Below are 12983 nucleotides of genomic sequence, written 5' to 3'. Positions count from 1 at the left end.
TTATGAGGTGGCCGGTTCGAACCAGGTCCCTATTTCACTGCCCGACAGCGCGTGATCGATCAGGTCGGCGCTGGTGACGAGCACACCGATGCCGGATGCCGCGGCCAGGCGCGCAGCCGAGACCTTGGTCGCCGCTCCCCCGGTACCGACGCTGTTGACGACGGCCGCCCCGAACTCCAGACCGCTGAGGTCGGCGTCGGGCGCCACGACGTCGATCGGCTCGGCGCCGGGATCCGTGGGGGGCTTCGTGTACAGCGACTCGATGTCGCTGAGCAGGATCAGCGCATCGGCTTCGATCAACTGCGCCACGAGGGCGCCGAGCCGATCGTTGTCGCCGAAGCGGATCTCCTGCGTCGCGACCGTGTCGTTCTCGTTGACGATCGGGAGCGTGCGCAGCCCGAGCAGGCGCTCCATCGCGCGACGGGCGTTGGAGCGCGATGTCGGGTGCTCCAGGTCACCGGTCGTGAGCAGCACCTGGCCAGCGACGATGTCGAACGGGCGCAGCGACTCCTGATACCGGTACATGAGGATGTTCTGCCCCACGGCCGCCGCCGCCTGTTGCGTCGCGAGGTCGTTCGGGCGGGCGTCCAGTCGCAGGAAGGGGATGCCGGAGGCGATCGCCCCGGACGACACCAGCACGACCTCGGCGCCGCGCGCGTGCGCTGCGGCCAGCGCCTCGACGATCACGGGGATGCGCCACGAGGACTCTCCGCTGATCGAGGAGGATCCCACCTTCACGACGATGCGGGACGCGGTCGCGAGATCCGCGCGGGTGCGTGCGGTCACTCGCCGTCCTCGCGGTACGCGGCCAGACGCTGCGTCTCGACTTCGGCGCGGGCCTCGGCCTTGGCATCCATGCGCTCGTAGTACTGCTCGCGGCGCTCCGACGTCGTCCGGCGTGCGTTGGGCGCGAGACGAGGATCGGTTCCACGGGGGGCGCTCATGAGCTCGGCGGCCGAGGTCATGGTGGGTTCCCAGTCGAAGACGATGCTGTCGCCCTCGCCGATCACGACGGTCGAGCCCTGCACCGCACCGAGGCGGAAGAGCTCATCCTCGACACCGAGCTTCTCGAGTCGGTCGGCGAGATAGCCGACGGCCTCTTCGTTCTGGAAGTCGGTCTGCTGCACCCAACGGACCGGCTTCTCACCCATGATGCGGTACACGTTGCCGTAGGTGCCGCCCTCGACCCGGATGGTGAAGCCCTTCTTGGATCCCCGCGGACGGATGACGACGCGCTCCGGCGGCGTCTCGAGCGCGGCTTCGGCACGGGCCTTCTCGACGAGCTCGCCCAGCGCGAAGGTGAGCGGGCGCAGGCCCTCGTGCGAGACCGTGGAGATCTCGAACACGCGGAATCCGCGAGCCTCGAGGTCGGGGCGCACGAGCTCGGCGAGGTCACGTGCTTCAGGGACGTCGATCTTGTTCAGAGCGACGAACTGCGGGCGCTCGAGGAGGGGGGTCTGTCCCTCCGGAACCTCGTAGGCGCCGAGCTCGGCGAGGATGACGTCGAGATCGGAGATCGGGTCGCGACCGGGCTCGAGAGTCGCGCAGTCGAGCACGTGCAGCAGTGCCGAGCAGCGTTCGACGTGGCGGAGGAACTCGAGGCCGAGTCCTCGCCCCTCGCTCGCACCCTCGATGAGACCGGGCACGTCGGCGACGGTGTAGCGGAAGTCGCCGACCTGCACCACACCGAGGTTCGGGTGCAGCGTCGTGAACGGGTAGTCGGCGATCTTGGGGCGCGCAGCGGAGATCGCGCCGATCAGGCTCGACTTGCCGGCGGACGGGTATCCCACGAGGGCGATGTCGGCGACGGTCTTCAGCTCGAGGACGACGTCGCCCTCGTGTCCCGGGGTGCCGAGCAGCGCGAAGCCGGGAGCCTTGCGCTTCGGGGTGGCGAGGGCGGCGTTGCCGAGCCCGCCCATGCCGCCCTTGGCGACGACGAATCGCTCACCGGGGATGATCATGTCGATCAGGACTTCGCCGGCGGTGTTCTTCACCACGGTGCCGACCGGGACGGGAAGCTCGAGCGTCTCGCCGAGGAATCCGGAGCGGTGGTCGCCCATGCCCGGGCCGCCGTTGCCCGAGGACCGGTGCGGCGAATGGTGGTACGAGAGCAGCGTGCCGGTCTGCGGGTCGGCGACGAGGACGACGTCGCCTCCGTCACCGCCGTTGCCGCCATCGGGGCCGCCGAGCGGCTTGAACTTCTCGCGGTGCACGGAGACGCAGCCGTTGCCGCCCTTACCCGCACGCAGGTGCAGTGTGACGGTGTCGACGAACGTGACCATGTACTGGTTCCCCTGAATTCCTGTGTTGTGACGTTGTGCAGATACACGGACGGGGCGAGCCGAAGCCCGCCCCGAACCGGATGTCTAGTGTCGCGCTGTGATCACTCAGCTGCGGCGACGATGTTGACGACCTTGCGGCCGCCCTTCGCGCCGAACTGGACCGCACCGGCGGCCAGAGCGAACAGCGTGTCGTCGCCGCCACGTCCGACGTTGACGCCGGGGTGGAAGTGCGTGCCACGCTGGCGGACGATGATCTCGCCGGCGAGGACCTGCTGACCGCCGAAGCGCTTCACGCCGAGGCGCTGAGCGTTGGAGTCACGACCGTTACGGGTTGAGCTTGCGCCCTTTTTATGTGCCATGTCCTAGTCCCCTCGGGCTTACTTGATGCCGGTGATCTTAACGCGCGTGAGCTCCTGACGGTGGCCCTGGCGCTTCTTGTAACCGGTCTTGTTCTTGTACTTCTGGATGATGATCTTCGGGCCGCGGAGGTTGCCGATGACCTCAGCCGTGACCTTGACCTTCGCCAGCGAATCAGCGTCGGTGGTCACCGTGGCGCCGTCGACGAGCAGCACTGCGGCCAGCTCGATCTTCTCGCCCTGGGCAGCCTTGACACGGTCGAGCTGAACGATCGTGCCGACCTCGACCTTCTCCTGCCGCCCACCGGCGCGCACTACTGCGTAAACCACTTCATACCTGTTTCGTTGGGGAGCTCGCGGCTCCGAGATCTCACGGGAAGACTGTTGCTTGCATGCGCCGCAGAACGACGGGCGCGAACGCAAGGCTCTCCGCTTCGGCCGACGAGGACGACGCGGCATACGCACCAAGGGACTACTTTACCGGATGCGGGTCGGTGTCGCAAAGCGAGCCCGCTCCGGAACCTCCGCCGCGCCTTCCACGGCCGACCCCGCCGGTGCGGTCGTAGGCTGAGGGAGTGACCGTACTCGTCGACGACCCCGTCTGGCCCGCCCACGGACGCCTGTGGGCGCACCTGGTCAGCGACGAGGATCTCGACGAGCTGCACGCCTTCGCGCAGGCCAACGGCGTCCCGGCCCGCGCGTTCGACGTCGACCATTACGACGTACCGGAGGAGAGCATCCCCCGGCTCATCGCAGCCGGCGCCCAGCCCGTGCCGGGCAAGGAGCTGGTGCGCCGTCTGATCGCGTCAGGACTCCGGGTCCGCGCCCGCGACCGGCGCTGACGGCTCGTTGTTGACCGAGACGGGCGTGCCGGTGAGTGCTGCGGTGCTCACGCGACGACGTCCTCGTCCCTGACCGGGCGCCTTCGGCTCCGGAAGAGCATCGAGAACCGAGTCCAGGAGCTGCTCGGCCGGCGACTTGGGCCCCTTGCGGTCGCCGCCGCGCTTCTTGCGCGCCTTCTTCGGACGCTCCGTCGCTGCGGGCGCTTCGACCGCGGCCTCGACCACGGACTCGGCTTCCGGAGCGCCCTCGGCAGCCGGAGCGATCGTGGAGGCCGCGATCTGGGCCAGCGCCGACTTGGCACCCTCGGTGATGCTGTGGGTGACGTTCGGGGCTGCCGGCGCGTTCTGGCTCTGGCCGTTTCCGCCGTTGTTGCCGCCGCCGCGCTGGCGACGGCCGCTCTGGCCGTTTCCGCCGTTGCTGCTGCCGCCGCTGTTGCTGGAGCGGTGCTTCACGACCGGGTCGTGGTGCACGATGACGCCGCGACCGGCGCAGACCTCGCACGCCTCGCTGAAGGTCTCCAGCAGGCCGAGGCCGAGCTTCTTACGCGTCATCTGCACGAGGCCGAGCGAGGTGACCTCCGCGACCTGGTGCTTCGTGCGGTCGCGGCTCAGGCACTCGATCAGGCGACGCAGCACGAGGTCGCGGTTCGACTCGAGCACCATGTCGATGAAGTCGACCACGATGATGCCGCCGATGTCGCGCAGACGCAGCTGGCGGACGATCTCCTCCGCCGCCTCGAGGTTGTTCTTGGTGACCGTCTCCTCGAGGTTTCCGCCGGAGCCGACGAACTTGCCGGTGTTGACGTCGACGACCGTCATGGCCTCGGTGCGGTCGATCACGAGCGATCCACCCGAGGGCAGCCACACCTTGCGGTCGAGAGCCTTCTCGATCTGCTCCGTGATGCGGAACGCGTCGAAGGGATCGGTCTCGTCCTCGTAGGCGTCGACGCGCTCGAGCAGGTCGGGCGCGACGCTCTCCAGGTAGGCGCGGATCGTCTGCTGCGCGTCCTCGCCCTGGATCAGCATCTTCGTGAAGTCCTCGTTGAAGACGTCACGCACGATCTTGACGAGCAGGTCGGGCTCGGCGTGCAGGAGCGCGGGCGCCTGCTGGTTCTCGACCTGCTTCTGGATGTGCTCCCACTGCGAGGTGAGACGCTGCACGTCGCGGGTGAGCTGGTCTTCGGTGGCACCCTCGGCCGCGGTGCGGACGATCACGCCGGAGGACTCCGGCAGCACCTCCTTGAGGATGCGCTTGAGGCGGGCGCGCTCGTTGTCCGGCAGCTTGCGGCTGATGCCGTTCATCGACCCGCCGGGGACGTACACCAGGTAGCGTCCGGGCAGGGAGATCTGGCTCGTGAGCCGGGCGCCCTTGTGACCGACGGGGTCCTTGGTCACCTGCACGAGAACGCGGTCGCCGGGCTTGAGCGCCAGCTCGATGCGGCGGGGCTGGTTGCCGGTCTCGACGCCGTCCCAGTCGACCTCGCCGGAGTACAGCACGGCGTTGCGGCCGCGACCGATGTCGACGAACGCGGCCTCCATGCTGGGGAGCACGTTCTGCACGCGTCCGAGATAGACGTTGCCGATGAGCGATGCGTCCTGGTTGCGCGCGACATAGTGCTCGACGAGCACGCCGTCCTCGAGGACGCCGATCTGGGTGCGGCCGTTCTTGGAGCGCACGACCATCTTGCGGTCGACGGATTCGCGGCGGGCGAGGAACTCGGCCTCGGTCACGACCGGGCGGCGACGACCGGCGTCCCGACCGTCACGGCGACGCTGCTTCTTCGCCTCGAGACGGGTCGATCCCTTGATCGCCTTCGGCTCGGTGATGTACTCGACGACGCGCTGACGCTGACGCGGCTCCTCGCGCTGGTCGTCACCCTCGGATCCGCCGCGCCGACGACGGCCACGACCACGACCGCCGGACTCCTCCTGCGGCTGCTCGCGCTCGGCGATCCGGTCGAAGATGCGCTCGCGACCGGGGCGCGCGGGAAGCGGCACGATCTCCGGCGCGTAGAAGTGCAACTGGGTGGAGACCTGGGAGACGAACACCTCGGGAAGCAGGCCGAGCGACACCGCGGTCACCGCGACCGGAGCCTCAGGGGCGACCGGCGTCTCCTCGACGACGGTCTCCTCCACGCTGGTCTCCTCGACCGGGCTCCCGCCCGCGGCCTCCTCGACGATCGCCTCTGCGACCACCTCCGCGTCGGCATCCGACGAGACAGAGGCCTGAGGCTCGCCCTCGGTCTGCGTCGCGCTCGCAACGGGGGCCGCAGCGTCGTCCGTCGTGGCATCGTCCGACGCCTCGGCTTCGGCGACGGCTTCAGCGACGGCGGCAGCAGCAGCGTCATCCGCCGCGGCCGCAGCGTCGTCCGCCGCGGCGTAGCCGGCTGCGACGTCGTCGGCCGCAGCATCCGCTGCCACCTCTGCCGCGTCGGACAGGTGGTCGGCGTCGTTCGACGGCTCCGCGACGTCGTCAGCCTCGGGAGCGATGGGCTCCGTCAGCTCTCCCGCGGCGTCAGCCGGGAAGTCGAGGGTCGGGGCGTTGTTGTCATTGTTCTCATCGGCCATCTCTGGCTTACTCCCTGCACGGGACACTCGGTGCCCCGTGAAATCTCATGCGGTACCCGCGGGTTCCGCGAACTCACTCGGTTTGCGACCGGCTCATGGCTCTGATCGCGTGGGGCATAGGACCCCGAAGTCTGCTCGATGCGTGTCGCGGCAACACCGTTCATCGCATCACAGGCCATTATCGCACCAAGTGGCCCCGTTCGCGGCATCCCTCGTCTGCGAGGCGTTTTTCCCCGGCGCGCTCTCGCCACATCCATAGCCGTCACTGGGATAATCCCCGGTATGAGCGAGCAGCGCACCCGCCCCGTCTTCTATGCCGTCTGGCTGATCATCGCGAGTGTGGTGGGCTGGTTCGCCGCTTTCCAGCTCACGGTCGAGAAGTTCGCGCTGCTGGAGAACCCCCAGGAGGCTCTGGCCTGCGATCTGAGCCCGTTCATCCAGTGCAGCACCAACCTCCAGTCGTGGCAGGGCTCGGTCTTCGGTTTCCCGAACCCGATCATCGGCATCGCCGGCTGGATGGCGCCGCTCATCGTCGGTGTCGCGCTCCTCGCGGGCGCTCGCTTCCCGCGCTGGTTCTGGGCCGCCTTCGGCGTCGGGGTCACCTTCGCGTTCGGCTTCGTGTGCTGGCTGATCGGCCAGAGCCTGTACGACCTCTTCGTGCTCTGCCCCTGGTGCATGGTCACGTGGGCGGTCACCATCCCCACATTCTTCGCGACGATGGTCCATCTGACGCGCAACGGCACGTTCACGAGCAACGAGAAGGTGCAGGCCCGCGCCGACAAGCTCATGCCCTGGGTTCCGCTCGCCACGATCGTGGCCTACGCGATCATCATCCTCCTGGCGCAGCTGCAGGGACTCGACTTCCTGGGCGAGATGGCGAAGATCCTCTTCTGATCCCGTCGTCCACGAAGAAGCCCGCCCGCCGAGAACGGCGGACGGGCTTCTCTCACTGGCGGGGTCTCAGTCGAACCAGATGCCGAGCTCGCGCGCGGCCGACTCGGGGCTGTCCGAGCCGTGCACGAGGTTCTGCTGCACCTTCAGGCCCCAGTCGCGACCGAAGTCGCCGCGGATCGTGCCGGGCGCTGCGGTCGTCGGGTCGGTGGTGCCCGCGAGCGAGCGGAAGCCCTCGATCACGCGGTTGCCCGCGAGACGGATGGCGACCGAGGGGCCGGAGAGCATGAACTCGAGCAGCGGCTCGTAGAACGGCTTGCCCTCGTGCTCGGCGTAGTGCTCGGCGAGCACGTCGCGGTCGGGCTCGACCAGGCGGATGTCGACGAGGGCGTATCCCTTCGCCTCGATGCGGGCGAGGATCGCGCCGGTGAGGCCGCGGGCGACACCATCGGGCTTGACGAGGACGAGGGTTTCTTCGGTGGCCATGTCATTCACTCTCTGTCTGAGTCTCGGTCGGGGGCTCGGCCGGGCGTCGTGCGTCCAATCGGGCCCCTCCGATGGTCGCATACGCCCACATGCCGCCGAAAATCAGGACGACGAGCAGGATGGCCGGAACGAAGAACGCCGACAGGGCGACGACGGCCTGGATGACCCACCCGGCGGTGAGTGCCCAGGGCTTCGTGATCATCCCCGCGACGGCGATGCACGCGAGTGCCAGGATCGCGCCACCCACGATGCCCCACCACTGCTCGATGCCGGCCGGGAGCTGGCGCAGCCCGAAGATCGTGAGACCGACGAGGAACACCACGATGGCCTCGAACCCGAGCACGACCGGGGCGAGCTTCTGCACGAGGGTGCGCGGCGGGCGCGGCCGTCGTGCGGGAGTCCCATCGGCGCTCATGCGCGCCACCCCGCCTTCCAGTCCTCTTCCTGAGCCAGAGCGATCGCCTCGCCGGCGAGGACGACGGAACCCGCGATGATGACGGCACGACGATCCGACGATGCGGCCCACTCGCGCGCGGCGTCGGCGGCGTCGGCGAGCGAGTGGTGCACGGTCGCCCGCTGGCCGTTCTGCTCGACGAGGTCGGCGATGACATCCGCGTCGCTCGCGCGATCGGAGTCCGGAGCGGTGGCGAACACATGCGCTGCCGCCGGCGCGAGCTGGGCGACGATACCGGCGGCGTCCTTGTCGGCGAGCACGCCGAGCACCAGACCCCACTCGTCGAAGTCGAAGCTGTCATCCAGCGCCTGAGCGAGCGCCGTCGCGCCGTGCGGGTTGTGCGCGGCGTCGACGATCACGGTCGGGGCGATGCCGAGCAGCTGCAGCCTTCCGGGCGACGTGCTCTCCTGCAGACCGGCGGTGACGATGTCCGCGGCGATGCGCTGCGTGGCACCGCCGATGAGCGACTCGACGGCGGCGACGGCGAGAGCCGCGTTGTGCCCCTGGTGCGCGCCGTAGAGCGGGAGGTATTCCTCGGTGTACTCCCCCGCGAGGCCGCGGATCGTCAGCAGCTGGCCGCCGACCGCGAGCTTCTGCTCGGTGAGACCGAATTCCTCGCCCTCGAAGGCGATGGTGGCGTTGCGCTCCGCGGCGACGCGGCGCAGCACCTCCGCCGCCTCCGCAGGCTGCTGAGCCGAGACGACGGCTGCGCCCTCCTTGATGATCCCGGCCTTGACCTGTGCGATCTCGGCGATCGTGCTGCCCAGCCGGTCGGCGTGGTCGATGTCGATCGGCGCGAACACCGCGACGTCGCCGTCTGCCGTGTTCGTGGAGTCCCACTCCCCGCCCATCCCGACCTCGAGCACCAGCACATCGATCGGTGCGTCCGCCACGGCGACGAAAGCCAGCACGGTCAGCAGTTCGAAGAAGGTCAGCGGCGCATCGCCCGCGGCCTCGAGCTCGGCGTCGACGATGTCGACGAACGGCTCGATCTCGTCCCAGGCATCCGCCACGGCCTCATCGGCGATGGGTTCGCCGTCGATCATGATGCGCTCGGTGAAGCGCTCCAGGTGCGGGCTCGTGAACAGTCCGGTGCGCAGATCGTGTGCCCGCAGCAGACTCTCGATCATCCGCGCGGTCGACGTCTTGCCGTTCGTGCCCGTGATGTGCACGACGCGATAGGTGCGCTGCGGGTCGTCGAGGAAGGCGAGGATGCGCGCGGTGCGCTCCTTGCGGGGCTGCACCCAGCGCTCTCCTGCTCGGCTCAGCAGGGCCTCGTAGACGGCATCCGCCCTGTCCTTGGCGCTCATGCTCCGACTCCCATCCTGGTGACGGCGATCGTGAAGTCGCCGGCGTTGGCGTAGGTACCTGCCGGGATGTCAGCTGAGAACTCGGGCGTCACTCCCCCGGCCGCGGCCAGGATCGCCCCGTGTCCGAAGATCGAGTCGCCGTGCGCGTCGATCACGAAATACTCCTCGGCCAGCGTCTCGGCGGCGATACCGGCCAGATCGAACGCGGAGACGACGGCCCTGGTGTCGGCATCGTCGTGGAAACGCAGGACCAGCGTGATGCGGTCGCTGACGTCGAAGTCGGCGTTCTTGCGGGTCTCCTGCACGGCGCGGATGACGTCGCGCGCGAGTCCCTCGGCCTCCAGCTCCGGGGTCGTCGTCGTGTCGAGCAGCACGAAGCCACCGGTCGGGACGATGGCCAGCGCCTCGCCCGCCGGGCGGCCCGTCGTCTCGAGCACGAGCTCGTACTCGGCCGGCTCGAGGGCGATGCCACCCGCCGTGACGACACCGTCGACCTCGCTCCAGTCTCCCGAGCGCGCGGCCTGGATCGCCTTCTGCACGTCCTTGCCCAGACGCGGACCTGCCGCGCGGGCGTTGACGCTCAGGCGGTGGGCGATGCCGTACTCCCCTGCCGTGTCATCGGCGAGCGGGACGAGTTCGACGGACTTCACGTTCAGCTCCTCACGGAGGATGTCCTCGAACTGTCCGAGCAGCGCCGCCGAGGGCGAGACAACCGTGAATCGGGCGAGAGGGAGCCGCACCCGCAGCTTCTCCTTCTTGCGCAGCGCGTTGCCGACGCTCGACAGCTCACGCACGGCATCCATCGCGTCACGGATCTCGTCCGCCGCGGGGAACGCCGCCTCGTCGGGCCAGTCGGTCAGGTGCACGCTTCGTCCGCCGGTCAGCCCCTGCCACACGCGCTCGCTGACCAGCGGCACGAGAGGAGCAGCCACGCGGGTGAGCGTCTCGAGCACCGTGTAGAGCGTGTCGAAGGCCTCGCGGCTCTTCGGGTCTTCCGTTACACCGGTCCAGAAGCGGTCGCGCGAACGCCGGATGTACCAGTTGGTGAGCACCTCGACGAAGTCGCGCAGTCGTGCGGACGCCGTGGTGGAGTCGAGTCCCTCCAGGTCGGCCCGCACCTCGCGGACGAGGTCGCCGAGACGGGCCAGGATGTAGCGGTCGAGCACATCGGTCGAGTCCGTGCGCCAGGAGGCCTCGTAGCCGTCGGAACCGGAGGCGTTGGCGTACGTCGCGAAGAAGTACCAGGAGCTCCACAGCGGCAGCAGGAATTCGCGGACGCCGGAGCGGATGCCCTCTTCGGTGACGGCGAGGTTGCCGCCGCGGAGCACCGAGCTCGACATCAGGAACCACCGCATCGCATCGGAGCCGTCGCGGTCGAGCACCTCCGACACGTCGGGGTAGTTGCGCAGCGACTTCGACATCTTGTAGCCGTCGCTGCCGAGCACGATGCCGTGGCAGCTCACGCCCGTGAACGCCGGACGGTCGAACAGCGCGGTCGACAGCACGTGCATCACGTAGAACCAGCCGCGGGTCTGGCCGATGTACTCGACGATGAAGTCGGCCGGCGAGTGCGAATCGAACCATTCCTGGTTCTCGAACGGGTAGTGCACCTGCGCGTACGGCATCGAGCCCGAGTCGAACCATACGTCGAAGACGTCTTCGATGCGGCGCATCGTGCTCTTGCCCGTGGGGTCGTCGGGGTTCGGGCGCGTCAGATCGTCGATGTACGGCCGGTGCAGGTCGATCTCACCCTCGGGGTTGCGCGGCAGCGTGCCGAAATCGCGCTCGAGATCCTCCAGGGAACCGTAGGCGTCGACACGCGGGTACTCCGGGTCGTCGCTCTTCCAGATCGGGATCGGCGAACCCCAGTAGCGGTTGCGGCTGATCGACCAGTCGCGTGCGCCCTCGAGCCACTTGCCGAACTGACCGTGCTTGACGTTCTCCGGCACCCAGGTGATCTGCTCGTTGTTCGCGAGCATGTCGTCCTTGATGTCCGTCACGCGGATGAACCAGCTCGACACGGCCTTGTAGATCAGCGGGTTCCGGCAGCGCCAGCAGTGCGGGTACGAGTGCTCGTAGCTCTGCAGGCGGACCAGCCGTCCGTTCTCGCGGATCAGCCGCACGAGCGGGGTGTTCGCGTCCATCCACAGCTCACCCGCGACATCGGTGACGCTCGGGAGGAACCGTCCGCCGTCGTCGAGCGACAGGATCGTGGGGATCCCGGCGGCGCCGGCGACGCGCTGGTCGTCCTCACCGTATGCGGGGGCCTGGTGCACGATGCCGGTGCCGTCGCTGACGGTGACGTAGTCGTCGACCAGGATGCGCCAGGCGTTCTCGGTCCCGTAGGTCTCGGTGTCGGCGTAGTAGTCGAAGAGACGGTCGTAGGTCACGTCCTGCAGCTCGGCACCGCGGATCGTGGCGTCGACGGCCGCGAGTGCGTCTTCGGTGCTCTCGTAACCGAGGTCCTTGGCGTATCCGCCGAGGAGCTGCCGGGCGAGCAGGTAGCGGTGCGCGGAGGACTCGATCGCGGCATCCGCGGTCCCTGCGGCCTGGTGCACGTCCGCCGCACCGTTCGGGCCCGCGGGGAGCACCACGTACTCGATGTCCGGGCCCACGGCGAGCGCGGCGTTGGTCGGCAGGGTCCAGGGCGTCGTCGTCCAGGCGAGGGCGCGCACACCGGTGAGCCCGAGCGCCTCGGCCTTGGCTCCGGTCAGCGGGAAGGTGACGGTGACGGAGGGGTCCTGACGCATCTGGTACACGTCGTCGTCCATGCGCAGCTCGTGCGCGCTGAGCGGGGTCTCGTCGCGCCAGCAGTACGGCAGCACCCGGTAGCCCTCATAGGCGAGACCCTTGTCGTACAGGGTCTTGAACGCCCACAGCACGCTCTCCATGTAGCCGAGGTCGAGGGTCTTGTAGCCGCGATCGAAGTCGACCCAGCGCGCCTGACGGGTGACGTAGTCCTGCCACTCGTGCGTGTAGGCCAGGACCGAGCTCTTCGCCTTCTCGTTGAAGACGTCGATTCCCATCTCCTCGATCTGGCTCTTCTCGGTGATGCCGAGCTGCTTCATGGCCTCGAGCTCGGCGGGAAGACCGTGCGTGTCCCAGCCGAAGACGCGATCGACCTTGTGGCCGGTCATCGTCTGGAAGCGCGGGAACACGTCCTTGGCGTACCCGGTGAGCAGGTGCCCGTAGTGCGGCAGTCCGTTGGCGAACGGAGGGCCGTCGTAGAACACCCATTCAGGCGATCCCTCGCGCTGCGCGATCGAGGCGCGGAAGGTGTCGTCGCTCTTCCAGAACGCGAGCACCTCCTCCTCGATCTGCGGGAAGCGGGGGCTGGGCGCGACGGAGTCGGCGGCGGGGCCGAAGGAGGAACGGGGGTAGGTCATCGTGTCTCGCAGTGGTCGTCGTGGCGGATGCTCCTGCGAGGACGACCCTCGCGGACCGCGGTACCACCTCGCGTGCCACGCCTCACGACGCGACCACTCTCACTGCGGCTGTGACGGGCCTGCCCCGCTCGGTTCTACTGAGCGCCTCCCGAGGGTGGCGCCGTTCTTCCGAGAGCTCCCCGGTGATGACCGGATCGATGCTCGTGCCTCCAGTGTACGCGTGCGCATCGCCTCCGGCGCCCGCTCCCCCGTCTCCCGCTCCGTGTCCCCCGCTCTTCTCCTCCTCCCGCGGATCTCCGGGACGGAAACCACGTGGCGAGCGGCGCGGTGTGGCGCCACGCGACGCGACGTCGGTGCCAGGCCCTAGCCTCAAAACATGGCCCGCACACCCGAGTCCCCCGCCCCGCC

At 68.7% G+C, this 12983-nt stretch carries 11 protein-coding genes; 2 read left to right on the top strand and 9 right to left on the bottom strand.

Annotated elements, in window-relative coordinates; all coding sequences use genetic code 11:
- The 4 genes from proB to rplU form a co-directional block, all read right to left on the bottom strand.
- Window positions 1-786 carry a glutamate 5-kinase gene (proB, locus tag CQ042_RS19150; protein ID WP_105672036.1) on the bottom strand — a complete coding sequence of 262 codons (786 nt, stop codon included), beginning with the start codon at window positions 784-786 and terminating at the stop codon, window positions 1-3.
- A complete protein-coding gene (gene obgE, locus CQ042_RS19145; RefSeq protein ID WP_105672035.1) occupies window positions 783-2282 on the bottom strand; it encodes a GTPase ObgE in 1500 nt (499 codons plus the stop codon). The genes proB and obgE overlap by 4 nt, the downstream gene beginning before the upstream one ends.
- A 101-nt stretch (window positions 2283-2383) precedes the next feature.
- Window positions 2384-2641 carry a 50S ribosomal protein L27 gene (gene rpmA / locus CQ042_RS19140; protein ID WP_028501603.1) on the bottom strand — a complete coding sequence of 86 codons (258 nt, stop codon included), beginning with the start codon at window positions 2639-2641 and terminating at the stop codon, window positions 2384-2386.
- 18 nt (window positions 2642-2659) lie between these two features.
- Window positions 2660-2968 (bottom strand): 50S ribosomal protein L21, encoded by a 309-nt coding sequence (rplU, locus tag CQ042_RS19135; RefSeq protein WP_028501602.1) that lies wholly within the window; start codon window positions 2966-2968, stop codon window positions 2660-2662.
- Between the two features lie 245 nt (window positions 2969-3213).
- Between rplU and CQ042_RS19130 the strand changes: the two genes are divergently transcribed.
- Complete coding sequence (locus CQ042_RS19130) at window positions 3214-3480, top strand: DUF4031 domain-containing protein (protein WP_105672034.1); 267 nt, start codon at window positions 3214-3216, stop codon at window positions 3478-3480.
- Here CQ042_RS19130 and CQ042_RS19125 read toward each other — a convergent pair.
- Window positions 3445-6048: an Rne/Rng family ribonuclease gene (locus CQ042_RS19125; protein ID WP_181157644.1), complete on the bottom strand. Its 2604-nt coding sequence runs from the start codon at window positions 6046-6048 to the stop codon at window positions 3445-3447. The two genes, CQ042_RS19130 and CQ042_RS19125, sit on opposite strands and share 36 nt — an antisense overlap.
- A 282-nt stretch (window positions 6049-6330) precedes the next feature.
- On the opposite strand from CQ042_RS19125, the gene CQ042_RS19120 reads away from it, so the two are divergent.
- Entirely contained in the window at window positions 6331-6942 is a 612-nt protein-coding gene (locus CQ042_RS19120) for a vitamin K epoxide reductase family protein (RefSeq protein WP_105672033.1), read from the top strand.
- A 66-nt stretch (window positions 6943-7008) separates the two neighbouring features.
- Here the strand turns inward: CQ042_RS19120 and ndk are convergent, their stop codons facing one another.
- The 4 genes from ndk to ileS are packed head-to-tail and all read right to left on the bottom strand — an operon-like array spanning window position 7009 to window position 12575.
- On the bottom strand, window positions 7009-7425 hold the full coding sequence (gene ndk / locus CQ042_RS19115; protein ID WP_105672032.1) for a nucleoside-diphosphate kinase: 417 nt from the start codon (window positions 7423-7425) through the stop codon (window positions 7009-7011).
- A gap of 1 nt (window position 7426) precedes the next feature.
- A complete protein-coding gene (locus CQ042_RS19110; protein WP_258132360.1) occupies window positions 7427-7840 on the bottom strand; it encodes a DUF4233 domain-containing protein in 414 nt (137 codons plus the stop codon).
- On the bottom strand, window positions 7837-9189 hold the full coding sequence (locus CQ042_RS19105; protein ID WP_105672030.1) for a folylpolyglutamate synthase/dihydrofolate synthase family protein: 1353 nt from the start codon (window positions 9187-9189) through the stop codon (window positions 7837-7839). Before CQ042_RS19105 ends, CQ042_RS19110 begins: the two co-directional genes overlap by 4 nt.
- The gene (ileS, locus tag CQ042_RS19100) at window positions 9186-12575 is read right to left on the bottom strand and encodes an isoleucine--tRNA ligase (protein WP_105672029.1); all 3390 of its coding nucleotides are present in this window, start codon (window positions 12573-12575) and stop codon (window positions 9186-9188) included. The genes CQ042_RS19105 and ileS overlap by 4 nt, the downstream gene beginning before the upstream one ends.
- Window positions 12576-12983: the final 408 nt, after the last annotated feature.

Source organism: Microbacterium sp. MYb62, from assembly GCF_002979475.1.
In the GTDB taxonomy this organism is placed as follows: Bacteria; Actinomycetota; Actinomycetes; order Actinomycetales; family Microbacteriaceae; genus Microbacterium.
The sequence above is the reverse complement of the archived record's forward strand: the minus strand, read 5'-3'. Positions and strand labels throughout refer to the sequence as shown.